18 protein-coding genes are annotated in these 24,863 nt (G+C 73.4%); 14 read left to right on the top strand and 4 right to left on the bottom strand.

Features of this window, described 5'->3' with window-relative positions; all coding sequences use genetic code 11:
- Positions 1–87 precede the first annotated feature (87 nt).
- The 7 genes from ACZ66S_RS07860 to sucD all read left to right on the top strand — a co-directional run bounded on the left by ACZ66S_RS07860 (position 88) and on the right by sucD (position 12,074).
- Entirely contained in the window at positions 88–1,218 is a 1,131-nt protein-coding gene (locus ACZ66S_RS07860; protein ID WP_469900469.1) for an ATP-binding protein, read from the top strand.
- A gap of 687 nt (positions 1,219–1,905) precedes the next feature.
- Positions 1,906–4,620 carry a DUF5682 family protein gene (locus ACZ66S_RS07855; RefSeq protein ID WP_469900467.1) on the top strand — a complete coding sequence of 905 codons (2,715 nt, stop codon included), beginning with the start codon at positions 1,906–1,908 and terminating at the stop codon, positions 4,618–4,620.
- Between the two features lie 238 nt (positions 4,621–4,858).
- Complete coding sequence (locus ACZ66S_RS07850; protein WP_469900901.1) at positions 4,859–6,121, top strand: VWA domain-containing protein; 1,263 nt, start codon at positions 4,859–4,861, stop codon at positions 6,119–6,121.
- A 249-nt stretch (positions 6,122–6,370) separates the two neighbouring features.
- The gene (locus ACZ66S_RS07845) at positions 6,371–7,420 is read left to right on the top strand and encodes a hypothetical protein (protein ID WP_469900466.1); all 1,050 of its coding nucleotides are present in this window, start codon (positions 6,371–6,373) and stop codon (positions 7,418–7,420) included.
- Between the two features lie 178 nt (positions 7,421–7,598).
- A complete protein-coding gene (locus ACZ66S_RS07840) occupies positions 7,599–9,533 on the top strand; it encodes a hypothetical protein (RefSeq protein WP_469900464.1) in 1,935 nt (644 codons plus the stop codon).
- A 459-nt stretch (positions 9,534–9,992) separates the two neighbouring features.
- Positions 9,993–11,171, top strand: a complete 1,179-nt coding sequence (sucC, locus tag ACZ66S_RS07835; RefSeq protein ID WP_469900463.1) for an ADP-forming succinate--CoA ligase subunit beta — start codon at positions 9,993–9,995, stop codon at positions 11,169–11,171.
- A gap of 18 nt (positions 11,172–11,189) precedes the next feature.
- Positions 11,190–12,074 carry a succinate--CoA ligase subunit alpha gene (gene sucD, locus ACZ66S_RS07830; protein ID WP_123762597.1) on the top strand — a complete coding sequence of 295 codons (885 nt, stop codon included), beginning with the start codon at positions 11,190–11,192 and terminating at the stop codon, positions 12,072–12,074.
- Between the two features lie 204 nt (positions 12,075–12,278).
- Here sucD and ACZ66S_RS07825 read toward each other — a convergent pair whose 3' ends face one another.
- On the bottom strand, positions 12,279–13,163 hold the full coding sequence (locus tag ACZ66S_RS07825; RefSeq protein ID WP_469900461.1) for an RNA polymerase sigma factor: 885 nt from the start codon (positions 13,161–13,163) through the stop codon (positions 12,279–12,281).
- Positions 13,164–13,276: 113 nt separating this feature from the next.
- Between ACZ66S_RS07825 and ACZ66S_RS07820 the strand changes: the two genes are divergently transcribed.
- The gene (locus ACZ66S_RS07820) at positions 13,277–14,917 is read left to right on the top strand and encodes a cell division protein PerM (protein ID WP_469900900.1); all 1,641 of its coding nucleotides are present in this window, start codon (positions 13,277–13,279) and stop codon (positions 14,915–14,917) included.
- Between the two features lie 25 nt (positions 14,918–14,942).
- Here the strand turns inward: ACZ66S_RS07820 and ACZ66S_RS07815 are convergent, their stop codons facing one another.
- Positions 14,943–15,722, bottom strand: coding sequence for a hypothetical protein (locus ACZ66S_RS07815; RefSeq protein WP_469900460.1), 780 nt, complete (start codon positions 15,720–15,722; stop codon positions 14,943–14,945).
- A 283-nt stretch (positions 15,723–16,005) separates the two neighbouring features.
- Between ACZ66S_RS07815 and purN the strand changes: the two genes are divergently transcribed.
- Positions 16,006–16,653 (top strand): phosphoribosylglycinamide formyltransferase, encoded by a 648-nt coding sequence (gene purN / locus ACZ66S_RS07810; protein WP_469900459.1) that lies wholly within the window; start codon positions 16,006–16,008, stop codon positions 16,651–16,653.
- Positions 16,650–18,212, top strand: coding sequence for a bifunctional phosphoribosylaminoimidazolecarboxamide formyltransferase/IMP cyclohydrolase (gene purH / locus ACZ66S_RS07805; RefSeq protein ID WP_469900458.1), 1,563 nt, complete (start codon positions 16,650–16,652; stop codon positions 18,210–18,212). The genes purN and purH overlap by 4 nt, the downstream gene beginning before the upstream one ends.
- 45 nt (positions 18,213–18,257) lie before the next feature.
- On the opposite strand, the gene ACZ66S_RS07800 is transcribed toward purH, so the two are convergent.
- Positions 18,258–19,925: a protein kinase domain-containing protein gene (locus tag ACZ66S_RS07800; protein ID WP_469900457.1), complete on the bottom strand. Its 1,668-nt coding sequence runs from the start codon at positions 19,923–19,925 to the stop codon at positions 18,258–18,260.
- A 217-nt stretch (positions 19,926–20,142) separates the two neighbouring features.
- Positions 20,143–20,826 carry an RDD family protein gene (locus ACZ66S_RS07795; protein WP_469900455.1) on the bottom strand — a complete coding sequence of 228 codons (684 nt, stop codon included), beginning with the start codon at positions 20,824–20,826 and terminating at the stop codon, positions 20,143–20,145.
- Between the two features lie 246 nt (positions 20,827–21,072).
- Here ACZ66S_RS07795 and ACZ66S_RS07790 point away from each other — a divergent pair, with 246 nt between their 5' ends.
- The 4 genes from ACZ66S_RS07790 to ACZ66S_RS07775 all read left to right on the top strand — a co-directional run bounded on the left by ACZ66S_RS07790 (position 21,073) and on the right by ACZ66S_RS07775 (position 24,771).
- Entirely contained in the window at positions 21,073–21,927 is an 855-nt protein-coding gene (locus ACZ66S_RS07790; protein ID WP_469900453.1) for a bifunctional methylenetetrahydrofolate dehydrogenase/methenyltetrahydrofolate cyclohydrolase, read from the top strand.
- A gap of 88 nt (positions 21,928–22,015) precedes the next feature.
- Complete coding sequence (locus tag ACZ66S_RS07785) at positions 22,016–22,636, top strand: DUF3017 domain-containing protein (protein ID WP_469900451.1); 621 nt, start codon at positions 22,016–22,018, stop codon at positions 22,634–22,636.
- 234 nt (positions 22,637–22,870) lie between these two features.
- The gene (locus tag ACZ66S_RS07780) at positions 22,871–23,347 is read left to right on the top strand and encodes a helix-turn-helix domain-containing protein (protein ID WP_469900449.1); all 477 of its coding nucleotides are present in this window, start codon (positions 22,871–22,873) and stop codon (positions 23,345–23,347) included.
- A gap of 233 nt (positions 23,348–23,580) precedes the next feature.
- The gene (locus ACZ66S_RS07775; RefSeq protein WP_469900447.1) at positions 23,581–24,771 is read left to right on the top strand and encodes a helix-turn-helix domain-containing protein; all 1,191 of its coding nucleotides are present in this window, start codon (positions 23,581–23,583) and stop codon (positions 24,769–24,771) included.
- The last annotated feature ends 92 nt before the right edge of the window (positions 24,772–24,863 follow it).

Here is a 24,863-nt window from a genome sequence, read left to right as displayed (position 1 = left end):
GTTTCCGCAGCTCGGATCGCATTGTCAGTGGCGTGGTGCACGGTTGGTGACAGATCCGAACCGGCCGAGCTGGAGGGGGCCTCAGCCATGACTGTGTCCGTTGAACCGACGAGCGTGGAACCGAAGCGCGGAGAACCGGCCGAGGCGTTGCGGCCGCATGCCGAGGAGGCGTTCGCCGGCGAGCTCGCCGCGCTGGCCGCGCAGGACGACCGTCCGCGCCCGGCCCGCTGGAAGCTGTCGCCGTGGGCGGTGGCGACCTACCTCCTCGGCGGCACCCTGCCGGACGGCACGGTGATCACCCCGAAGTACGTCGGCCCGCGGCGCCTCGTCGAGGTCGCCGTCACCACCCTCGCCACCGACCGCGCCCTCCTCCTGCTGGGCGTGCCCGGCACCGCCAAGACGTGGGTGTCCGAGCACCTCGCCGCCGCCGTCAGCGGTGACTCCACGCTGCTCGTCCAGGGCACGGCGGGCACGCCGGAGGAAGCGATCCGGTACGGCTGGAACTACGCGCAACTCCTCGCCAACGGTCCCAGCCGCGACGCCCTCGTGCCCAGCCCGGTGATGCGGGCCATGGCGGAGGGGATGACGGCGCGGGTGGAGGAGCTGACCCGTATCCCGGCCGACGTGCAGGACACGCTGATCACGATCCTGTCCGAGAAGACGCTGCCGATACCGGAGCTGGGCTCGGAGGTGCAGGCGGTCCGCGGCTTCAACCTCATCGCCACGGCCAACGACCGCGACCGCGGGGTCAACGACCTCTCCAGCGCTCTGCGCCGCCGTTTCAACACGGTCGTGCTGCCGCTGCCGGAGAGCGTTCAGGCCGAGGTCGACATCGTCTCGCGCCGCGTCGACCAGATCGGCCGCTCCCTCGACCTGCCGGCCGCGCCCGACGGCATCGCCGAGATCCGCCGTGTCGTGACGGTCTTCCGCGAGCTGCGCGACGGGGTGACGTCCGACGGCCGCACGAAGCTCAAGTCGCCCAGCGGCACGCTGTCGACGGCCGAGGCGATCTCCGTCGTCACCAACGGGCTCGCTCTCGCCGCCCACTTCGGCGACGGCGTCCTGCGGGCCGGGGACGTCGCCGCGGGCATCCTCGGCGCCGTCGTCCGCGATCCGGCGGCCGACCGGGTCATCTGGCAGGAGTACCTGGAGGCGGTCGTCCGGGAGCGGGACGGCTGGAAGGACTTCTACCGGGCCTGCCGCGAGGTGAGTGCGTGAGCGATGGCCTGGTGGTCGGGCCGGCGGACGGGAAGCAGGGTGGGCGTCCGGGCGGGCAGTCGGCGCGTGGACTGACGGCGACGGACGGTCGTCCGTGGGCGTACGGGGCGCCGGGCCGGGACACCCTCGGGTGGCCTCGGCGAAGGGCGTCGGAGGGTGTTCCACGAGAGCCGTCGAGGGGTGCGGGGACGGCGGAGACAAGGGGGACGGTCGTGAAGGGTGTCGAGCGGATCGGCGGGAGCGGGGTCGGACGGGGCGGAGAGGACGACTCCAAGTGGCCTGGTAGGGGAGCGGTTCGGAGGGGAGGGGTTCGGCGTGACGGGCGTGGGTGAGGTCGAGGGAGGCGCGGCGAGCGGTCCCTTCGGGGGCGAGGTCGGAGCTGGGGCCGGGACCAGGTCCAGGGCTGGGGCCAGGGGCGAGGGGGCGGCTGGTGTGAGGGGGCCCGAAGGCGGGGGCGTGGCTCGGGGCGGAGTCGTGTGGGGCGGGGGTGTGGCCGACGTGGGCGTTCATGACAGCAGCGCGGGTGCTGCGGGCGATGCCGGCGCTCGTGACAGTGGCAGTGGTGCGGGCGGCGGCGCCGGCGTTCATGGCAGTGGCAGTGGCAGTGGCAGTGGCAGTGGCAGTGGCAGTGGCAGTGGTGCGGGCGGTGCCGGTGAGCGCGGCAGCCGGAGGGGCGGGTCCGGGCCGTTGCTGCTCGGGGTGCGGCATCACGGGCCGGGGTCGGCGCGGGCCGTGCGGGCGGCGTTGGACGCGGCCCGGCCCCGGGTCGTGCTGATCGAGGGACCGCCCGAGGCCGACGCGTTGATCCCGTTGGCCGCCGAGGAGGACATGCGACCGCCGGTGGCGCTGCTCGCGCATGCCGTGGACGAGCCGGGCCGTTCGGCGTTCTGGCCGCTGGCCGAGTTCTCCCCGGAGTGGGTGGCCATCCGCTGGGCGTTGGAGCACGAGGTCCCGGCCCGTTTCATCGACCTGCCGGCCACGCACACGTTGGCGTGGGGGAGGGATGAGGCGGGGGACGGGTCGACGAGCTCGCCGGGCGAATCCGCCGACGGGGAGCCCGGGACGAGTGAGCCCGAGGCCCCGGATGACAAGAGGGCGGGCGGCCCGCAGTCCCGTCGCTCCCGGGATGCCGGCGGCCCGGGCGCGCAGGGAGCCCCGGAGTCGGAAGCGTCCGACGCCGGGACCGCGGACGCGCAGGGCGCCGCCCCGTTCGGGGAGCGCCTGGCTCCCGCCGACAAGAACACCGTCCCGGAAGACGGCGAGGCTTCTTCCGCCGGTGAGGGCGCCGATTCCGCGGACGGGCCCGCCGTTCATGAGGCCGTCCGTGTCGATCCGCTCGGGGTGCTGGCCGAGGCCGCCGGATACGACGACCCCGAGCGGTGGTGGGAGGACGTCGTCGAGCACCGGGGCACGGGACAGGGAGACGTGTTCGAGCCGTTCACCGTGCTGGAAGAGGCGATGGGGGTACTGCGGGAGACGTACGGGACCGGCGGACACGACCGGGACCTCGTGCGGGAGGCGTACATGCGGCTCCAGGTGCGGGCGGCACAGCGGGAGTTCGGGGACGACGTGGCCGTGGTGTGCGGGGCCTGGCACGTGCCCGCGCTGCGGCACCGGAGCACGGTCACCGCCGACAAGGCCCTGCTGAAGGGGCTCCCCAAGGTCAAGGCGGACATGACGTGGGTGCCGTGGACACACCGCAGGCTCTCGCGGCACAGCGGCTACGGCGCCGGGATCGACTCGCCCGGCTGGTACGGGCACCTGTTCGCCGCTCCGGACCGGCCCGTCGAGCGGTGGCTGACCAAGGTGGCGGGGCTGCTGCGCGACGAGGACCGGATGGTGTCCTCGGCGCACGTCATCGAGGCGGTGCGGCTGGCCGAGACGCTCGCGGCGATGCGCGGCCGCCCCCTGCCCGGCCTGAGCGAGACGACCGACGCGGTGCGGGCGGTGATGTGCGAGGGCTCGGACGTGCCGTTGGCGCTGGTGCACGACCGGTTGGTGGTGGGGGACGTCCTGGGCGAGGTCCCGCAGGCGGCGCCCGCGGTGCCGTTGCAGCGGGACCTCGACCGGATCCAGCGGCGGCTGCGGCTCAAACCGGAGGCGCTGGAGCGGGAGTTGGAGCTGGACCTGCGCAAGGAGAACGACGCCGGGCGCAGCAGGCTGCTGCACCGGCTGCGACTCCTGGGCGTGCCGTGGGGAGAGCCGGTGGCCTCGCGGGGGAGTACGGGCACCTTCCGGGAGACATGGCGACTGCGGTGGGAGCCGGAGCTGTCGGTGCGGGTCGCCGAGGCGGGGGTGTGGGGCACGACCGTGCTCGCCGCCGCCACGGCCAAGGCGGAGGCGGACGCCGTCTCCGCGCCCGGCCTCGCCGACGTCACCGCCCTCGCCGAGCGCTGCCTGCTGGCCGAACTCCCGGACGCCCTGCCGACGGTGATGCAGATCCTCGCCGACCGTGCCGCGCTGGACGCGGACGTCGGCCATCTCGCCCAGGCCCTGCCGGCCCTCGTCCGGTCCCTGCGCTACGGCGATGTGCGGGGCACCGACACCGGCGCCCTGACCGAGGTCGCCGCGGGCCTCGCCGAGCGCGTCTTCGTCGGACTGCCCCCGGCGTGTTCCGCGCTCGACGCGGAGGCGGCGGAGGAGATGCGGCGGCACGTGGAAGCGGTGCACGGAGCGGTGGGACTGCTGAGCGAGACGGCGGACCCTGGGGGCACGATCCCCGCCTCCGGGCAGGACAGGGGCGGCCCGGGCGAGGTTCCGGCGGCTGGTCCGGGACAAGACGGCGAGAGTGCGGTGTCGACTGCTGTGCACCGCGGGCTGCGCGGCCGTTGGCAGTCCGTGCTCAGGGTGTTGTCCCTGCGGGACACCGTGCCCGGTGTCATCCGAGGGCGGGCGGTGCGACTGCTGCTGGACGACGGGGAGTTGGCGCAGGACGAGGCGGCGCGGCTGATGGGGCTCGTGCTGTCGCCGGGGACGGAGCCGGCGGACGCGGCCGCGTGGATCGAGGGCTTCGTCGGGGGCGGGTCCGGCGGCGGGATGCTCCTCGTGCACGACGAGCGGTTGCTCGGACTCGTGGACGCCTGGCTGACCGGGGTGTCGGCGGAGGCGTTCACCGATGTGCTGCCGTTGCTGCGGCGCACGTTCTCGGCGTACGAGCCGGGGGTGCGCCGGACCCTGGGCGAACTCGTCCGGCGGGGTCCGGGAGAGCGGGGGAGTGCGGCGGGGACCGGTTCCGGGGCGCCGGGGTTCGGGGACGACCTGGACAGCGGCCGGGCCGACGCCGTGCTGCCGGTGGTGCGACTGCTGCTCGGCCTGGACGACGAGCAGTTCCACGAACACGGTGGCGGTAAAGGCGACTTGACGCATACCGACGACAACGACTTCGCGGGGGTGGCGGGATGACGATCGAGGTGTCGCGGACGCCGAGGGGCAGGACCGACAGGACGGCCGTCGCTGGTACGGACGGGCGCGGCGGGGCGGCCAGGGACAGGACCGGTTCCCGGGTGCAGCGCGGCTCGGTGACGGGTGTGGCCGTGGTCCCGCTCTGGGACCGTTTCCGGACGGGGACACGGGCATGACGACAGAGCCGAACGACTCGACGACCGCAGAGACTCCGGCGACCGCAGAGACCCCAGCGATCATGGAGCCCCAGGCGACCACAGACACTCCGGCGACCGGGGCGGCCCCGTCGACTGCGGAAGGGACGGCCGTGGTTCCCGCGGGCACCCCGGTCGGGGCTCCCGATGACGCCTCGTCCGGCACCGACGAGCGGCTGCGGCGTTGGCGGCTGGTGCTGGGCGGCGAGGCGGCCGACGGGACCGGGTGCGCGCTCAGTGGGCGGGATGCCGCGATGGACGGGGCGTTGACCGCGCTCTACGGCAGGGGAGACGGGAAGGGGCAGCCGGGAAAGGAGCGTTCGGCGGGGCTCGGGGCCTCGGCACCGTCCGTGGCGCGGTGGCTGGGGGACATCCGGACGTACTTCCCGTCCTCCGTCGTCCAGGTCATGCAGCGGGACGCCATCGACCGGCTCGGGCTGTCCACCCTGCTTCTCGAACCGGAGATGCTGGAGGCGGTCGAGGCCGACGTACACCTGGTCGGCACGCTGCTCTCCCTCAACAAGGCGATGCCCGAGACGACGAAGGAGACGGCACGGGCCGTCGTGCGCAAGGTCGTCGAGGACCTGGAGAAGCGGCTCGCCACCCGCACCCGCGCCACGCTCACCGGCGCGCTCGACCGCAGCGCCCGGATCAGCCGGCCGCGCCACCACGACATCGACTGGAACCGCACGATCGCGGCCAACCTCAAGCACTACCTGCCCGAGTACCGGACGATCGTGCCGGAGCGGCTCGTCGGCTACGGCCGGGCCTCCCGGTCGGTGAAGAAGGAGGTCGTCCTCTGCATCGACCAGTCGGGGTCGATGGCGGCGTCCGTGGTCTACGCGTCCGTCTTCGGAGCGGTGCTGGCGTCGATGCGGTCGATCGACACCCGGCTCGTCGTCTTCGACACCGCGGTCGTCGACCTCACCGACCAGCTCGACGACCCGGTGGACGTGCTGTTCGGCACACAGCTCGGCGGCGGCACGGACATCAACCGGGCGCTGGCGTACTGCCAGTCGCAGATCACCCGCCCCGCGGAGACCGTGATGGTGCTGATCAGCGACCTCTACGAGGGCGGCATACGCAACGAGATGCTCAAGCGGGTGGCGGCGATGAAGGCGTCCGGGGTGCAGTTCGTGACGCTGCTGGCCCTGTCGGACGAAGGGGCGCCCGCCTACGACCGGGAGCACGCGGCCGCGCTCGCCGCGCTGGGCGCACCGGCGTTCGCCTGCACGCCCGATTTGTTCCCCGAGGTGATGGCGGCGGCCATCGAGAAGCGCCCGCTCCCGATACCGGACCCGGTATGAACCCGTGAACCCGGGCCGTCCGTTGGTGATTTGTCGACCCGGTGACCAGCGGATCGGCCAGCAAAACGGACATGACTACGCATCGGTAACAGGGGACTTGCGCGACCTCGGGCACCCCGTGCAAGGATCGGCTTCTCCACAGTCTTCACCCTTCCCCTCCGTTTTTCTTTCGCCGTCGCTCCCTTTCCCCTCCGTTTCGTTTCGCTTTCTGCCTCGCTCGTTCCGCCGCACGGAAGGACTCGCTCCCTCTTGACCTGGTCAGCAGCCTTTCCCGGTGCCGCCGCGCGTGTGCTGCGCGTGGTGGTCGGGCGGCGCGCGCTGCAAGTAGGTCTGCTGCTGGGCGGGTTGTTCGTGCTCGGCTTCCTCGGTGGGGAGCAGGCGCATGCGGCGGACGGCGTGGGGGCGTTGGCGGGCGGGGCGATCGGTCAGCCGGTGAAGCTTCCGGCCGTCGGTCAGCCGGTGAAACTCCCTGTCGAACTGCAGGCCCCGCCCACCTCCGCGGACACGGAAACGAAAGCCGACACGAACGCCGACCCCGAAAAGGCCGGCGCTCCCAATTCGACCGCCCCCGACGCCCCCGCCCACCCCGCCGACGACAAGGCCCCCCACCCGCGCCCGGTGACCGACGACGTCATCGGCACCGTGACCAACGGCGTGGTGCAGCCAGTCGGTGATCTGGTCCGGCCCGTGGGCGAGTTGGTCCAGCCGGTCGGTGATCTCGTGGAGACGGTGACCACGGGGCTGACGGAGACGATCGGGACACCGGCCGAGCCGAGCCTGCCGGGGTGGCCGACGTTGCCGTCGTTCCCGGAGTCGCCGTCGTGGCCGACCCTGCCGACGGTGCCCGGTGTCCCCACCGTTCCGGGACTCCCCGGGGCGCCGGGGCAGACCCTGCCCGCGCCCGCGCCGGTCACCTCTGCGCCGCAGCCCCAGCCAGGCGATCACGCGGCGGAGAAGCCGGCCGGTGACAAGGGCTCCGCGGCGGGCGGTGCCAAGTACGGGCCGCGGTCCGCCGGACACGGCACCGTGACCGAGCTCGACACGCGTTCCTCCGCCCACCGCACCACCACCAAGACCACCACCGCCCACGCCCCCGCCCACCCGGCGCCTTCGGACAACCCCGGTGGCACCCTGGGCGGCAAGTCGGCCGTGGACAACGGCTCGTCGCGACACGGCGACGCGCACGCCATCACCCCTGACCACCGGGCGCCGCTGCGGCTCGTGCCCGGTGCCGCCGCGAGCGTCGACGCGGCCGGGACCCGGGACAGGCACCGGGACATCCCCGTCTTCCCCGGCTAGGGCAGACCTCCCCCCGCTGATCTCCGCGGGGCGCAACAGGACTGCCCCAGCCGTTCGGACCCCCCAGATCTCCCCACAGATCGCTTCGTACCTCCGGACGGATCCCCCTGGAGCCCCGTGGCTCCGGATGTCCCCGTGCCTCACCAGGCACCCCAAGATCCAGGGATCTGACGCGCACATGAACAAGAACATCCGCCGTTCCATCGTCATAGCCGCCGGCGTCACCGGTGCGTGGGCCCTCGGCTCCACCGTCGCCGGCGCGGACGAACTCCCGGCGAGCTCCCTCTCAGCGACCGACACGACCACGGACAAGGTGACCGACACAGCCGCCGACCTCTCGTCCGACGCCGACGCCGACGCCGCTGCGACCACCACCGTCACCACCGCCGCCACCGCCGCCCTCGACACCCCGATCGACGGCATCACCGACCCGGCCTCCCACGTGGACACAGCAGCCTCGAAGTCCACGACGGCCACCGCACCCGTGTCCCAGCCCACCCGCGCGAACGCGTCCCGAGTGAAGGCCGCCGCCGCCATCCAGGGCGCGAAGGCTGCCCGGGCCGCGCAGGCCGAGGCGAGGACCAACGCCGCTCAGGCAGCCGCAGCCAAGGCCACCGAAATCGCCACACGCCCCACCCCCACGACACCCACCCCCACCAACCCCACTCCCGACTACCTCTTCGGCCCCCTCGCTGCCTTCGCCCCCGAGGTCGAGCAGGCCCTGGCCGGTGCTCAGACGAAGATGCAGGGCGTCCAGGCGGCGGCCCGTGCCCAGGCGCAGGGCGTCGACGGCGTCGTACGGACGAAGAAGCAGCACACCCTCGCGGGCGCGGACCGCACCGCGACGGGTGCGACGGATGCGGCCCAGGCCACGCTCACCGGAGTACGGGGCCGGGTCGCCGACGTGTCCGGCCCGGCGGGGACGGAGGCCGGCGCCGTAGGGACCGCGGGCGAGGCCACGGTCTCCTCCGTACCCGGCCATGTCACCGGCACGGTGACCGGCGTGCACGGGCAGGTCGTCGGCACGGTCGGCGGCGTCGAGCAGCAGGCCCTCGGCGTCGTCGCGGGCGTCCCCGGCACGGTCACGCCCGTCGTCGACCGGACGGTGGCCGCGGTCGTGCCGCCGGTCGTGACGGCCGCCGTGGGCGGCGTGGTGCCGGTCGCCGCGCAGGCGGTGGACGGTGTCGTGCCGGTCTCAGAAGGGGTCGTGCCCGCCGCGGGGCGGACCGTGGGCGGGGTGACCCCGGTCGTCACGGGCGGGGTGACCGGGGTGACCCCGGTCGCCGGAGGAGCCGTGGGCGGGGTCGCGCTGACCGCGGGGCACGCCGTGGGCGCGGCGACCGGGCTGGCGTACGGCGTCGTCGGGGACGTGTCCCCGGTCGTGGGCGGGACCGTCCAGGGCGTGCGGCCCGTGGCCGGCGGCGCAGTCGCCGGAGTCGGGGGACTCCAGGAGGGCGTGGCCGGGTACGCCGGCGGCACGGTCGCCGGTGCGGTCCCGGTCGCCGGTGGTGTGGTGGCCGACGTGCCGCCCTACGCCACCGGGCTCGTCGGGCAGGTCGCCCACGACACCGCCGACGCCGTGCTGCCGCCGGTCGTGAACACCGCCGTGCACGGCGTGGTGCCGGTCGCCGGGCAGGCTGTCGCCGACGCGTCCGCCCTCGCGCACGGCGTCACCCGGGACGTCCGGCCCTTCGCGACCGCGGTCGCCGGGGACGTCGCTCCGCTCGCGCACGGCGTGGCAGGCCACACCACCGACCTGGCGTACGGCGTCACGGGCGAGGTCCCGGCGTTCGCCGACGGGGTGACCGGGGCCGTGCGGCCCGTCGTCGACACCGTCACCCGAACGGCGGAGCCGGTCGCCCAGAGCGTCACGGCGCTGGCGTACGGCGTGACGGGTGACGTCACGCCCTTCGCGTACGGCGTCGTCGGCGAGGTCGCCCCCGTCGCCGAACAGGTCGGCCCCTTCGCCGGAGACCTGACCGGGACCCTCCAGGACACCTCGGGACCGCTCGCCGGGCACGCCGTCACCGGCGTCCAGGGCGTGACCGAGGGCGTCGCCGAGGGCGTGGCCGCATCCCGCACCCCGGGTCACGCGCGGGACCACCGCGCCTGACCGTCCCCACCACCGACTCCGTGAGGCGACGGCCCCGGACGGCCGAAAGCCGTCGGTCTGTCCTGCCGGAACCTCACGGGCGGGGCGGAGAGGTCCCCATCGGGGTGGGGACCCACCGCCCGGGCCCCTCATGAAGAGGGGCTGCACCATGGGCCCCACCGGGACAACCCCATCCCGGTGGGGCCCTTCCCCTTGTGCCGGCCGAGGACTTCCCGCACCTCACACACGGCACGCCGTGCCAGTGAGCGCGGCATCATGTGACAGGTATCACCGCTCAGGTGTGACCCTCGATTTAGAGGCCCTCCACAAGCAGCGATAACCTGCGAGACGGACATGCCGCGCGCTCGGACACCGTGTGCGCCTCCCTTGTGACACAGACAGTGGTCGGACGTCACGTTGCCCTCGCGGCACGCCCACGCAGACAACGAACCGCGAGATCACTGATAGGGACGGAAGCGCGTGGACCTGTTCGAGTACCAGGCGAGGGACCTCTTCGCCAAGCACGATGTACCGGTGCTGGCCGGTGAAGTCATCGACACGCCTGAGGCGGCCCGCGCAGCCACCGAGCGCCTCGGTGGCAAGTCCGTCGTCAAGGCCCAGGTGAAGGTCGGCGGCCGTGGCAAGGCGGGTGGCGTCAAGCTCGCCGCCTCCGCCGACGAGGCCGTGGAGCACGCGACCAACATCCTCGGCATGGACATCAAGGGCCACACGGTCCACAAGGTGATGATCGCCGAGACGGCCCCGGAGATCGTGGAGGAGTACTACGTCTCCTTCCTCCTGGACCGTGCGAACCGCACCTTCCTCTCCATCGCGTCCGTCGAGGGCGGCATGGAGATCGAGGAGGTGGCGGAGACCCGCCCCGAGGCCGTCGCCAAGACGCCGATCGACGCCAACGTCGGGGTGACCCCCGAGGTCGCCCGCCAGATCGTCGAGGCCGCGAACTTCCCGGCCGAGGTGGCCGACAAGGTCGCGAACGTCCTGGTCACCCTGTGGAAGACCTTCGTCGAGGAGGACGCCCTCCTGGTCGAGGTCAACCCGCTGGCCAAGGTCGCCTCCGGCGAGGTCATCGCCCTCGACGGCAAGGTCTCCCTCGACGAGAACGCCGAGTTCCGTCAGCCGGAGCACGAGGCCCTCCAGGACAAGGACTCCGCGAACCCGCTGGAGGCCGCCGCCAAGGCCAAGAACCTCAACTACGTCAAGCTCGACGGCGAGGTCGGCATCATCGGCAACGGCGCGGGTCTCGTCATGAGCACCCTGGACGTCGTCGCCTACGCCGGTGAGGCGCACGGTGGCGTCAAGCCCGCCAACTTCCTCGACATCGGCGGTGGCGCCTCCGCCGCCGTCATGGCGAACGGCCTGGAGATCATCCTGGGCGACCCGGACGTCAAGTCCGTCTTCGTCAACGTCTTCGGCGGCATCACCGCGTGCGACGAAGTCGCCAACGGCATCGTGCAGGCGCTCCAGTTGCTCGCGGACAAGGGCGAGGAAGTCACCAAGCCCCTCGTCGTCCGCCTCGACGGCAACAACGCCGAGCTGGGTCGCAAGATCCTCTCCGACGCCAACCACCCGCTGGTCCAGCGCGTGGACACCATGGACGGCGCGGCCGACAAGGCCGCCGAGCTCGCGGCTGCGAAGTAAGGACGAGGGAACACAGCCATGGCTATCTTCCTCAACAAGGACTCCAAGGTCATCGTCCAGGGCATGACCGGTGCCACGGGCATGAAGCACACCAAGCTCATGCTGGCCGACGGCACGAACATCGTCGGTGGCGTGAACCCCCGCAAGGCGGGCACGTCGGTCGACATCGACGGCACCGAGATCCCGGTCTTCGGCACCGTCGCCGAGGCGATCGAGAAGACGGGCGCGAACGTGTCCGTCCTCTTCGTGCCGCCGGCCTTCGCCAAGGCCGCCGTGGTCGAGGCCATCGACGCCGAGATCCCGCTCGCGGTCGTCATCACCGAGGGCATCGCCGTCCACGACTCGGCCGCGTTCTACGCCTACGCCGTGTCCAAGGGCAACAAGACCCGGATCATCGGCCCGAACTGCCCCGGTCTCATCACCCCGGGCCAGTCGAACGCCGGCATTATCCCGGGCGACATCACCAAGCCGGGCCGCATCGGTCTGGTCTCGAAGTCCGGCACGCTGACCTACCAGATGATGTACGAGCTGCGGGACATCGGCTTCTCGTCCGCCGTCGGCATCGGTGGCGACCCGGTCATCGGCACCACCCACATCGACGCGCTCGCCGCGTTCGAGGCCGACCCCGACACCGACCTGATCGTGATGATCGGTGAGATCGGCGGCGACGCCGAGGAGCGGGCCGCGGCCTTCATCAAGGACAACGTGAAGAAGCCGGTCGTCGGCTACGTCGCGGGCTTCACCGCGCCCGAGGGCAAGACCATGGGCCACGCCGGCGCCATCGTCTCCGGCTCCTCCGGCACGGCCGCCGCGAAGAAGGAGGCCCTCGAGGCCGCCGGCGTCAAGGTCGGCAAGACGCCGACCGAGACGGCGAAGCTGGCGCGCGAGATCCTCGCCGGCTGACGTAGGCAATCAGCGGTTGGTGGGTCCGTTCCCTGTGCAGGGGCGGGCCCATCGGCGCGTCACGGGGTGCCGGGGCGTGGGGTCGTCGGGCGGGTGCGGGCGCGTTGTGGTTGCTCGCGCAGTTCCCCGCGCCCCTGAAGGGGCACGTTCACCGCACCCACCTGAAAGGGGCGCGACCAGCCCCCACCGGCCCGCGGTCGGCGGCTAACGAGCAAGTGGCACCACCTTCTCCGGGCCGTTCCCCAGCGACGAGCGCAGCTTCTTGCGCAGCGACACCTCCCCCTCCGACAACGCCCCCTGCCCCACCCGCGGCGGCACCCCCTGGATCTCCGCCCCCGGCGCCACCGGTGGCTCGTAGTGCGTCGGAGCCGTCCGCAGGGTGAGGGCGGTCGCGCCGATCAGCGCCACCGTGAACGCGATCGCCGCCTGGGTCCAGAAGGTGGCCCGGCGCTCGCTCCCGGTCCTGACCGCGGGCGCCTGCGCGGCCCGCAGCCGTTCCCTGGACGCCAGTGAGACCAGCCGTTCGTGCAGCTCGGAGGGGTCGGCCAGGTCGGGGAGCCGGGTCGCGACCGCCGACCGCGCGTTCATCAGCCGGTAGGCCGTGGCCGGCGTGCTCGCCTCCGTCTCCGCGGCCGTCTCCGGAAGGTCGAGGCCCACACCGTCGTACAGCAGGAGCGTGCGCCGCTGCGACGGCGGGAGCTTCAGGAGTACGGCCATCAGCGCGCGGTCGGCCGGGTCGGCGACGGGCGCCTCGGGGTTGCGGTAGCGGGGCCGGAAACGGTGCCAGGGGGAGAGGGCGTACTCGTACGCCATGATCCGCACCCGGCCCGCCGGATCCCGGTCCACGGCCACCTCGGGCCAGTGCTGCCAGGCGAGTTGGAAGGCCCGTTCGACCGACTCGCGGGCGAGCTCGCGGCGGCCGGTGAGCAGATAGGTCTGCCGGACGAGGGCGGGCGCGCAGAACGCGTACAGCGCGTCGAAGGCCTGAGCGGGTGTCAGGGCGGTGGCGGCCGGTTCCTCGTGCTCCTGCTGAGGTTCCGTCAGCTCCCCGGCGGCGCCTGCCCTCTTCGCGACCTGATCCTGCGTCACCGGGCGCCCCTTCGTGCGAAAAAGTACATAGTCGTATATTGAGCGACACATCCGAGCTTCGCCTGTTACGACGAGAAAGCGCGTGTCGTTGGGAGCATGGCGGCGTGATTCAGATGACCGCTCGCCGCACGTCGTTGGCACCCCTGCTCACCCGGTTGCGCGACCGGACGCCCGGCCTGACCGCCGCCCTCCTGGGCGGTGCGGTGGCCGCCGGGCTGGGGCTCGGTTCGTTCGCCGTGCTCGTGATCGTGCTGTGGATCAGCTCGCCGTACCCCGACAGCGGTCCGGGGGGCGCGCTGCACGTGGCCGCGGCCCTGTGGCTGCTCGCGCACGGGGTCGAACTGGTCCGCACGGACACGCTCTCCGGTGTTCCGGCGCCCGTCGGCGTCACCCCGCTGCTGCTGCTCGCGCTGCCCCTGTGGCTGGTGCACCGGGCGGCTCGGGACCTGGCCTCCGGGGACGAGGCGCCGCCGCAGGCCTCCGGGCGGACGGCGTGGACGGGGGTCGTGCTCGGCTATCTCGCCGTCGGCGCGGCCGCCGCGCTGTACGCCTCCGGCGGGCCGCTGCGCCCCTCGTGGACCTGGACCTGCGTGTGCCTGCCGTCGGTCGCCGGGGGCGCGGCCGGCGCGGGGGTGTGGACGGCGTACGGCCGCCCCGCCGACGCGTTGGACGGGGTGCTGGTGCTGCTGCCGGCCGGGGTGCGGCGGCTGGTCCTCGGCGCGGAGGCGCGGGCACGGCTCGCCGCGGCCGCCCGAGCCGCGGGAGCCGGGGTGTCCGTGCTGGTCGGCGGCGGGGCGGTGGTGCTGGCGGTGTCGCTGGTGGCGCACGGCGACGCGACGCGGAACGCGTTCCTCACGCTCACGGAGGGATGGTCGGGACGGTTCGCCGTCCTCCTGCTCTGTCTGGCGTTGCTGCCCAACGCGGCGGTGTGGGCCGTGGGGTACGCCGTCGGCCCCGGGTTCGTCCTCGGCGCGGGACATGCCGTCGGGCCGCTGTCGTCGGACCCCGCGCCGCTGCTCCCGCCCTTCCCGCTGCTCGCGGCGGTACCGGAAGCGGGGGCCGGCCGCCCTGAGCACTGGGCGGCTGGGGCGGTTCCGGTGGTGGCCGGGGCGGTGGTGGGGTGGTTCGTGGGGCGGGCCGCCGACGCGGGCTGGTCGCGGAGGCGGACGGCGGGCGCGGTGCTGTGGGCGGCGGTGCTGTGCGCGACGGCGGTCGCCGTACTGGCCGCGCTCGCCGGTGGACCGCTCGGGGTCGGGGTGCTGGCCCGGTTCGGACCGGTGTGGTGGCAGGTCGGCGCGGCGGTCGCGGGATGGATCACCGCGGCGGGCGTGCCGCTGGCGCTGACGGTCCGCGCCTGGCGGGGCCGGACGAAGGGCGGGGTGCGGGGGCGGCTGTCCTCGGCGAACGGCCGGCTCCACCGGCGCGAGAAGGCGGAGGAGCCCGGTGCCGGACCGGAGGGCGTACCCGAGGCGCGACCCGAGGCCGGACCGGGGGCCGTGCCGGTCGGGGCGCCGGTGGCGGCGCCGCCCGCCCCGCGGGACGCCCGCCCCTTCGACGAGGACGACGCCTTCGAGCCGTACGACTACCTGCCCCCCGCGCCCTCCGCGGAGCAGGTGCCCTCGCCGACGCCCTGGTACGACGACGCACTCCTGGAGGCCCGCTGGGCCGCGCTGAAGGAGGCGTCCGCGCTGCCGGAGAAGCCCGCCGAGAAACCTGCCGACAAGCCCGCCGAGAAGCCCCAGGTCACCGACTGACAGCTACCGACGCCGCGCCCCCACGTCAGCCGTTCGTGCTCAGCAGTCCCCGGAGCTCCTTCGGGAGCAGATCGGTGCAGGACTTCTCGGCCGCGTTGGTGAGGGCGTCGTTCGTGCAGGTGTAGTAGTCGCTGTAGACGAGCCTCGCGGTGAAGCTCGCGGCGACCAGCACGATGGCCAGCGAGGCCGTGACCAGACCGCTGATCGCCGCGGTGGTCTGCGGGCGGGCGGACTGCGGCGGGGCGGGCGTGTCCGGGTCCGGGGTGCGGGGCTTGGCACGCAGGGCGCTGCCGCCCCAGTACAGGGCCAGCGCGCCCAGCAGCAGGCTCACGTACGGCCAGCCGAACAGGACGAAGAAGAAGGCCCACATGCCGCACAGCAGGGCGTAGCGGGCGCGGCGCTGGGAGGGGTCCGTCGGGTCCCAGCGCGGACCTGGTCCCGCGCTGCCCGTCCCCTGCGGACCGCTGCCGGGGTTCGCGCCCGGGCGCTCGCCGAAGCCGCTGTCGGAGCGGCCCGGCTGGCGGTCGCTCCACTGGCTGCCCCATGGGGTGCGGCCGTCGCCGTCGCCGTCGTCCGAGCCCTCGGGGCGGCGCGGCTGCCACGGGCGGTCGGGGGTGCCCTCCGGCGGCGGGGCGAAGGGGTTGTCGTCCTCGGCCTGACCGCCCTGCCCCTCGCCGTTCTTCTTGCCGGAGGAAGGGGCATCCGGCGGGGAGGCGGGCTGCTCCCGCAGCAGCACGCCGCTGCGCTCCCCTCCCCGCACCGACTGCTGGGAGAGCGTGAGGAGTCGCAGGCTGCGGTCCGACATCAAGTGAGCGTCTTCCCCTTGGAGTCCGTCGAGTACGTGAAGCGTCCGGCATGAGCCGTCACCCCGTGAACGCACCGCGCACCACCCGCGTTCCCGGACCGGCTCCGTGCAGACGCTACCTTCCGGCCACGCCCCCGTCCCACGGGGGCCGTCCGGTGTGCCGGTATCGTTGCTGACGGTCGGCCGCTTCGTAGACTTCCCCGTATCCCCGGGCCCGAAGCATTCGTATGAATGTACAAAGCGTCGACCGTAGGAAGACGCTCCCCCGAGAAAGGGCCCCGCCGTGGCCGCCAAGCCCGTGGCCGAGCAGGCCAGGCCGGTTCAGCGCCTGGTCGTGCTGGTCTCCGGATCCGGTACGAACCTCCAGGCGCTGCTGGACACCATTGCGGCGACCGGCACCGAGGCGTACGGCGCCGAGATCGTGGCCGTCGGGGCCGACCGCGAGAACATCGAGGGCCTCGCGCGGGCCGAGCGGGCCGGGCTGCCGACCTTCGTGTGCAGGGTCAAGGACTTCGGGAGCCGCGAGGAGTGGGACGCCGCCCTCGCCGAGGCGGTCTCCGCGCACGAACCCGACCTCGTGGTGTCCGCCGGGTTCATGAAGATCGTGGGCAAGGAGTTCCTCGCGCGCTTCGGCGGGCGGTTCGTGAACACCCACCCCGCGCTGCTGCCCAGTTTTCCCGGCGCCCACGGCGTCCGTGACGCGCTCGCGTACGGAGCCAGGGTCACCGGCTGCACCGTCCACTTCGTCGACGACGGCGTCGACACCGGACCGATCATCGCCCAGGGCGTGGTGGAGATCCGGGACGAGGACGACGAGAGCGCTCTGCACGAGCGCATCAAGGAAGTCGAGCGAAGGCTGCTCGTCGAGGTCGTGGGGCGGCTCGCCCGCAACGGCTATCGCATTGAGGGACGAAAGGTAGTTATCCAGTGACCGCCGAGAACAAGCGGCCCCTTCGCAGGGCGCTCATCAGCGTCTACGACAAGACCGGCCTCGAAGACCTCGCGCGCGGCCTGCACGAGGCGGGCGTGGAGCTCGTCTCCACCGGGTCCACCGCGGGCCGTATCGCCGCCGCCGGCGTCCCTGTCACCAAGGTCGAGGAGCTCACCGGCTTCCCCGAGTGCCTGGACGGCCGGGTCAAGACCCTGCACCCGCGCGTGCACGCCGGCATCCTCGCCGACCTGCGCCTCGACAGCCACCGCGAGCAGCTCGCGGAGCTCGGTGTGGAGCCGTTCGACCTCGTCGTGGTGAACCTCTACCCGTTCCGCGAGACCGTCGCCTCCGGCGCGAGCCCCGACGAGTGCGTCGAGCAGATCGACATCGGCGGGCCGTCCATGGTGCGCGCCGCCGCCAAGAACCACCCCTCGGTCGCCGTCGTCACCAGCCCCGAGCGCTACGCCGACGTCCTCGCCGCGGTCAAGGACGGCGGCTTCGACCTCGCCGCCCGCAAGCGGCTCGCCGCCGAGGCCTTCCGGCACACCGCCGAGTACGACATCGCGGTGTCGAGCTGGTTCGCCAGCGCCTACGCGCCCGCGGACGACTCCCCGTTCCCCGAGTTCGTCGCCGCCGCCCTGGAGCGCAAGAGCACCCTGCGCTACGGCGAGAACCCGCACCAGCCGGCCGCGCTCTACGTCGACGGCACCGGCGTCGGTCTCGCCGAGGCCGAGCAGCTCCACGGCAAGGAGATGTCGTACAACAACTACACGGACACGGACGCCGCCCGCCGTGCCGCGTACGACCACGCCGAGCCGGCCGTGGCGATCATCAAGCACGCCAACCCGTGCGGTATCGCGGTCGGTTCGGACGTAGCCGAGGCGCACCGCAAGGCGCACGCGTGCGACCCGCTGTCGGCGTTCGGCGGTGTGATCGCGGTGAACCGTCCGGTCTCCAAGGAGATGGCGGAGCAGGTCGCCGAGATCTTCACCGAGGTCATCGTCGCCCCCGACTACGAGGACGGCGCCCTCGAGGCCCTCGCCAAGAAGAAGAACATCCGCGTGCTGAAGGCCCCGGCCGCGCCCGCGCACCCCGCCGAGGTCAAGCCCATCGACGGCGGCGCGCTCCTCCAGGTCACCGACCGGCTCCAGGCCGAGGGCGACGACCCGGCGAACTGGACCCTGGCGACCGGCGAGGCGCTGAGCGCCGACGAGCTGGCGGAGCTCTCCTTCGCCTGGCGGGCCTGCCGGGCCGTCAAGTCCAACGCCATCCTGCTCGCCAAGGACGGCGCCTCGGTCGGCGTCGGCATGGGCCAGGTCAACCGCGTCGACTCCGCGAAGCTCGCCGTCGAGCGGGCCGGCGCCGAGCGCGCGCAGGGCTCGTACGCCGCCTCGGACGCCTTCTTCCCCTTCCCGGACGGCCTGGAGGTCCTCCTGGAGGCCGGCGTGAAGGCGGTCGTCCAGCCGGGCGGCTCGGTCCGTGACGAACTCGTCGTCGAGGCCGCGAAGAAGGCCGGCGTCACCATGTACTTCACGGGGACGCGCCACTTCTTCCACTGAGACACCTGACCACAGGGGCGGCTTCCGAACGGAGCCGCCCCTGTGTCATGTCGAACTGCGCAGCGCCGCCCATGTGTTGGGACCCACCTGGCCGTCCACCTCCAGGCCCTTGGCGCCCTGGAACTGCTTGACCGCCGCCTGGGTGTCCCTGCCGAACTCGCCGTCCACGCCCGAACCGCCCACGCCGTAGCCGCGCTTGGTGAGCATGCACTGCACCTGGACGACCCGCTGGCCCTTGTCGCCGTAGTCGGTGAGTTCGGTGCCCGAGTAGTAGGTGCAGCCGGAGATCCAGGCGGGGGTGGCCGGGGGCGCCGCCGTCCTCGTCACGGTGGCGGTGGGGGTGGGCGCCTTGCTGCCGCCGCCCCCGTCCGCGCTGCCGCCGCCCGTGGTGCGGGTCGCCGACGGCGTGCTGTCCGGCGCACGGCTGCTCGCCTCGGCGACGGCCTGCCGTTCCTCGCCCTTGTCCTTCTTCCTGCCCTTGCCCGTGGCGGACGGCGAGGGCGAGGCGCCGGGCCCGGAGGAGGTCGGTGCGGCGGAGGCCGCGACACCGCCGGAGCCCGTCGGGGCGGCGGCGGCCGCGGCGTCGGGGCCGGGACGGGTGAGCAGGAAGGCGCCGACGGCCACGGCGCCGACGGCGATCCCCGCGACGGCGGCCAGGAGGGGCCTGCGCCGGCTGCCGGTCCCGCCGGCCGGAGCGGCGACCGTCGCGAGCAGCGGCGCCATGGGGGTGCGGAAGTGCGGGGACTGCCGCACGGGTCCGCCCTCCAGCACCGCGCAGCCCTGCTGCCGTTCGCGGAGCCGGACGGCCAGCGGTTCGTGCCAGTCGGACGCGCGGCCGTACCCGGCGGCGGCGGCCGCGTCGATCAGTCCCCGCGGGGCGGGGCGCCCGGCGGGGTCCTTGGCCAGGCAGGCGGACAGCAGCGCGGCCAACGCCGGGTCCGTCCGGGCGAGTTCGGCCATGACCTCGGTGTCGGGCGCCTCGAAGGCGACCCGGTGCATCACGTCCACGCCGGTCCCGTCGCCGAAGGGGGCGTGCCCGGTGGCGGCGTAGACGATGGTGCAGCCGAGGGAGAAGACGTCGGAGGCGGCGTCGCAGCGGCCCTCGCGCAGGTACTCGGGCGCCATGTACGCGGCCGTGCCGACCCGGTTGCCGGTCGTGGTGATCGCGCTGCTGTCGGCCGCGCGGGAGATGCCGAAGTCGATGACGTGCGCGCCCCGCGGGGACAGCACCACGTTGGACGGCTTGAGGTCCCGGTGCACGACGCCGGCGGCGGCCAGCGCCGACAGGGCCTCTCCGAGCTCCGCCACCAGCCGCCACACCCCGGCCGGCCCCGGCAGCCCGCACTCGCGGACGGCCTCGGCGAGGCTGAGGCCGGGCAGGTACTCGGTGGCCATCCACAGCAGCGCGTCGTCGAACCCGGTGCCCAGCAGGTGCGGAGCGCGCGGGGTGCGGACCCGGCCGTGCACGGCGGCCTCCCGCTCGAACCGCCGCCGGAAGTCCGGGCCCTCGGCGTACTCGGGCCGGATCACCTTCACCGCGGCGAGTCCCGGGGAGTCGTCGGCGCGCCGGGCCATGTAGACCCGGCCCATGCCGCCGCTGCCGAGCAGCCCGAGCGGGACGTAGGGGCCGATGCGCGCCGGGTCGGCGGGCAGCAGCGGTACCGCCCCCGCCTGCCGCAGCGCGGTGCCCCCGGCCGCCGGTATGTCTGTCACGGTCCCCCCGACCTGCCTCTTCGTACCTCAACGTGCTCTCACGTCACACCAGTTGACGGAAGAGAGGCTAGCGCCCCGGCGGCGGCGAGTTCCGGGATACGAGGGGAACGTGGCGCAGGTGACGCCCCGGGGCCGTGTCACGGTCTGACACGGCCCCGGGGGAGGTGCGGTGGGAGGGCGATGCGGTGGTCCGCCCCCGACTGTGCCGCGCAGATGCTCAGTTGGTGCGGATGACGATCGACGAGCAGACCTTGTCCGCGAAGGTCTGGCGCTTGGCGTCCCAGGCCGGCCACAGCCAGCCGAGGTAGCACGCGAGGCTGTCCAGGAAGTGCGCGAGACGGCGGACGAAGGCCATGCCGACACCGAGGGGCTGTCCGTCGCTCTCCCGCACCAGGCGGATGCCGAGCGCCTTCTTGCCGAGCGTCTGGCCGGTGCGGCCCTCCATGATCAGCAGCCAGATCGCGAGGCCGATGACGGCGAGGTAGCCGATGATCACCAGGGCCGGGGTCTTGTTGGCCGCGCCGACGCCGACGAGGACGTACGGGACCGCGAAGACGAGCATGTCGACGAGGGTGCCGAGGAAGCGCTGGCCCCAGTTGGCGTACGGGGGCTGCATGCCGTAGCCCGGCTGCTGCGGGTAGCCGTAGGCGGAGGCCGGGACCTGCGGCGCCTGCGGGTAGCCGTAACCCGGCTGCTGCGGATAGCCCTGCTGCTGCGGGTAACCCTGCTGCGGCGGCACACCCTGCGGAGCCTGCTGCGGGGCCTGCTGAGGGTAGCCGTACCCGGGCTGCTGCGGCTGCTGCTGGGGGTAGCCGTACCCGGGCTGCTGGGGCGGCTGCTGCTGGGGGTTCTGCGGGTTCTGCGGCTTCTCGTAAGGGTTGTTGGGCGAGCCGAAACTCATGGGATCCTCCGTCGGCCAAGCTGGGGACAATGCGGACTGCGCGGAGGAACGTCGTGTCTGAGCGGTCTGCCCCCCGAACACCAACCGCGATACCGCGATACTGCGCCAGACATCGTTCTAGGCAGGTGTGTTGTTGTCCAGCCTCATTCGGTATGTGTTGTGCAAGTGCAACCTCGTCGATCTTGGCCGCGGCCGTGGTGGAACCCTGATTGGAACCGGGGCCGGGTCATCCGGGAGGATGGGGGCATGACCGCCCAGATTCTCGATGGCAAGGCCACCGCAGCCGCGATCAAGTCCGATCTGACCGCCCGCGTGGCGGCGCTGAAGGAGAAGGGCGTCACGCCCGGCCTCGGCACGATCCTCGTCGGGAGCGACCCCGGCAGCCAGAAGTACGTCGCGGGCAAGCACCGCGACTGCGCGGAGGTCGGCATCGCCTCCATCCAGCGTGAACTGCCGGAGACGGCCACGCAGGAGGAGATCGAGGCGGTCGTCCGCGAACTGAACGACGACCCGGCGTGCACCGGCTACATCGTCCAGTTGCCGCTGCCCAAGGGCATCGACGAGAACCGCATCCTGGAGCTCATGGACCCGGACAAGGACGCGGACGGGCTGCACCCCATGAACCTCGGCCGCCTCGTCCTCAACGAGCCGGCGCCGCTGCCCTGCACCCCCAACGGCGTGCTGACCCTGCTCCGTCGCTACGGCGTCGAGATCAAGGGCGCGGAGGTGGTGGTCGTCGGTCGTGGCGTGACGATCGGCCGCCCCATGCCGCTGCTGCTCACCCGGCGCAGCGAGAACGCCACGGTGACCCAGTGCCACACCGGCACCCGTGACCTGTCGTCCCACCTGAAGCGCGCGGACATCATCGTCGCCGCCGCCGGATCGGCGCACCTGATCCGCCCCGAGGACGTCAAGCCGGGCGCCGCGGTCCTCGACGTCGGTGTCTCCCGCAACGCCGAGGGGAAGATCGTGGGCGACGTCCACCCCGGCGTCGCCGAGGTCGCCGGCTTCGTCTCCCCGAACCCGGGCGGCGTCGGCCCGATGACCCGCGCCCAGTTGCTCGTCAACGTGGTCGAGGCGGCGGAGCGCGGTGTCGGCTGAGGCACGGAACCCCGGACAGCGGGGCGCGACGCCGGGGGAGACCCCGGCGGAGGGTACTCATGAGGAGGCCGCTGCGACGTCCGCCGAGATGCGCGGACGGCGGCAGGCCGGGGACGAGGAGTCGGTGACCGCAGGCGCGGAGCGGGATTCCCGGAAGGCCGGCGTGGCCTCCGACGCGGCACGGGCCGACGGCGGTGACGACGGTGCCGCCCGGCGTGCCGAGGACGGGACGGACGAGGTGGCGGAGCCCGAGGAGCAGGCCGAGCTCGTCGTGCGGGACGCGATCAGCGCGCCCGGCGCCGACGGGCGGCCGCGCCGGGTGACCCGGCGCTTCCCGCTGTTCACCCGGGACACCGCGCGGCCCGAGGGCGGCGGCCGTGCCGCCCCGCGGGACGCCCCGGCGCCCGCCCGGCAGTGGCCGGTGCTCGCCGTGCTGTCCGTGGTGGGGCTCGGGCTGCTGCTGACCGCCCTCGACCAGTTCCGCTACGGCACCCTGTTCGTCGGTCTCGCCCTGCTCGCCGGTGGCGTGCTGCGCTGGCTGCTGCCGGACGTCGGCATGCTCGCCGTCCGCTCCCGCTTCACCGACATCGCCACCTACGGCGTGCTCGGCACCGCGATCGTCCTGCTGGCGATGATGGTGCAGCCGAACCCCTGGCTGGAGATCCCCTTCCTCAAGGACACCCTGCACTTCACCGTCAGCAGCAGTTGACCGCGGCGGGCCGGCGGTCCGCCCCCACCCCCGACGAGGGACGGACCGCCGACACCCCCCAGCCTCCCGTGCCGTGAACCACCTGTTCAACCGCTGTCCGTTCGCTGTGGCACAGCGGTGACGGTTCCGGCACGGTGTGCGAGACGTGCCACAGCCGGCCCCGGAGCAGGAACCGATCAGGGCTGTGACGTCGTCACTTGCCTGGAACAGGTGAGGACGCCGCGGAGGTGGGCGATGAGTGGCTGGCAGGCGCTGCCCGACGATCTGCCGCCGGAGGTACGGCATTTCGTGGAGCAGCTCAGGCAGCTCAAGGACCGCACGGGGCTCAGCCTCGTCGCGCTCGGCGCCCGCACCGCGTACAGCAAGTCGTCCTGGCACCGCTATCTGAACGCCACCCAGCCCCCGCCCCGTCAGGCCGTCGCCGCCCTGTGCCGGATCGCGGGCCTCGACACCCTGGACGCCGAGCGCTTCGGGGTGCGCTGGGAACTGGCGGTCCAGGCCTGGCCCCGCCCGGCGACGGCCCCCGCGCCGGCCGCCGGGGGCGAGGCGGCCGGGACGGACGAGCGGTACGAGGAGGACCCCACCCTGCCCTGGTGGGACGAGCCCCCGCAGGGGCGCGCGAACGGCATGAACCGCCTCCTGCTGGCCGCCGCGCTCCTGCTCGTGCTCGTCCTGCTGCTCGGGGTGGCCGGGGCCGTTGCGTCCGGGTGAGGCGGGACGCGGGTGACGGCCGTTATCTCCGGTGTGTTCCGCCTGTGACGATGTATCGACGGGTTTGCGTATTTGACGGGGAGCTGTTCGACAGCACGGCTAACGTGTCGAACTTGCGGATGCTCCCGTGCGCCCCCGCCCGGGGAGCTGAGATCCTTGTGGCAGGGGGAAGAGCGGGGAACAGCCAGCACCGACCGGGGGGAAGAGGGGGAGCAATGCCTCGTTGGAGGGCCTTGCCGGATGAACTGGATCCGCAGGTCAGGGAGTTCGCGAGCCAGTTGCGGCGGCTCGTGGACCGCAGCGGCCTGAGCATCGCGGCCGTCGCCGACCGCACGGGTTACAGCAAGACGTCCTGGGAGCGGTATCTGAACGGCCGGCTGCTCGCGCCGAAGGGTGCGATCGTCGCCCTGGCCGAGGTCACCGGCACCAATCCGGTGCACCTGACCACGATGTGGGAGCTCGCCGAACGCGCCTGGAGCCGTTCGGAGATGCGCCACGACATGACCATGGAGGCCATCCGGATCTCCCAGGCGCGGGCCGCGCTCGGCGAGTTCGGGGCGCCGCCCGCGAACGCCAAGGGTGGCAGGACGGCCCGCAGGAGCGGCAGCGCGACGGCGACGCCCGGGGTGGCGGGACCGGCGGGGGTCGCACCGACGGTGCCGCCCCAGCCGATGGCCTCGGAGAACGACAGCGCGGAGGCGCGGCGCGCCGGGTCCTCGGGGTCCAACTCCTGGGGAGTGGCCGGGTACCAGGGGCCGTCGCAGGCGCCGGGGCGTACGGCTCCGACCGGGCCGGCCTCCGCGGGCGGGCCGGGGTGGACTCCGGGGACGCCCGGGCCGTACGACCAGCCGCAGGACGCGCGTCCCGGTGCCGGGGCCCCCGGTGCGGCCGGAGGCTCCGGCGGTTCCGGTGGCTCCGGTGGTTCCGGCCGGGGCAAGCGGCGGCTGACGATGTTCCTCGCGGGGGTCGTGGGGGTGCTGGTCGTGGTCGCCGCCGTGTTCTTCCTGACCGACCCGGGCGGCGACAAGAAGAACAAGGCCGAGAAGTCGCCGTCGCCGTCCGCCAGTGCCTCCGTCCCGCTGCCCCCCGGCGTGAAGTGCAGCGGTCAGGGGTGCACCGGCAAGGACGCCGAGGCCATGGGGTGCAGCGGCAACCTCGTGACGACCGCCAAGACCGCGACGGTCGGGGCGGCCGTGGTCGAGGTGCGCTACAGCAAGACCTGCGGGGCGGCCTGGGGGCGGGTCACCCAGGCCGGGCAGGGCGACAAGGTCGAGGTGAGCGCGGGCAAGGTCGCCGAGCAGAGCGGGAGCATCACGGAGGCCGGGGACACGATCGCCTACACGCCGATGGTCGCCGTGAAGGACGCGGGCGAGGCGAAGGCGTGCGTGACGCTGGCCTCGGGGCAGCGGGGTTGCACCGGCTGAGAGGGTGCCGGGGGTCTTCGGGTCGGCCGCGGGTGCGTCGCGGCTTGTCGCGCGGTTCCCCGCGCCCCCGGGTGGGTGAATTTTCCCGGAGT

Source organism: Streptomyces sp. NPDC107471 (assembly GCF_055582845.1).
The sequence above is the reverse complement of the archived record's forward strand: the minus strand, read 5'-3'. Positions and strand labels throughout refer to the sequence as shown.

What these genes read in the sequence shown, in the direction of transcription:
- ACZ66S_RS07860 (WP_469900469.1), top strand. Translation starts at nt 88, where the DNA reads ATGACTGTGTCCGTTGAACCGACGAGCGTGGAACCGAAGCGCGGAGAA.
- ACZ66S_RS07850 (WP_469900901.1), top strand. Translation starts at nt 4,859, where the DNA reads ATGGAGCCCCAGGCGACCACAGACACTCCGGCGACCGGGGCGGCCCCG.
- ACZ66S_RS07840 (WP_469900464.1), top strand. Translation starts at nt 7,599, where the DNA reads ATGAACAAGAACATCCGCCGTTCCATCGTCATAGCCGCCGGCGTCACC.
- sucD (WP_123762597.1), top strand. Translation starts at nt 11,190, where the DNA reads ATGGCTATCTTCCTCAACAAGGACTCCAAGGTCATCGTCCAGGGCATG.
- ACZ66S_RS07820 (WP_469900900.1), top strand. Translation starts at nt 13,277, where the DNA reads ATGACCGCTCGCCGCACGTCGTTGGCACCCCTGCTCACCCGGTTGCGC.
- ACZ66S_RS07815 (WP_469900460.1), bottom strand. Translation starts at nt 15,722, where the DNA reads ATGTCGGACCGCAGCCTGCGACTCCTCACGCTCTCCCAGCAGTCGGTG.
- ACZ66S_RS07795 (WP_469900455.1), bottom strand. Translation starts at nt 20,826, where the DNA reads ATGAGTTTCGGCTCGCCCAACAACCCTTACGAGAAGCCGCAGAACCCG.
- ACZ66S_RS07790 (WP_469900453.1), top strand. Translation starts at nt 21,073, where the DNA reads ATGACCGCCCAGATTCTCGATGGCAAGGCCACCGCAGCCGCGATCAAG.
- ACZ66S_RS07785 (WP_469900451.1), top strand. Translation starts at nt 22,016, where the DNA reads ATGCGCGGACGGCGGCAGGCCGGGGACGAGGAGTCGGTGACCGCAGGC.
- ACZ66S_RS07780 (WP_469900449.1), top strand. Translation starts at nt 22,871, where the DNA reads ATGAGTGGCTGGCAGGCGCTGCCCGACGATCTGCCGCCGGAGGTACGG.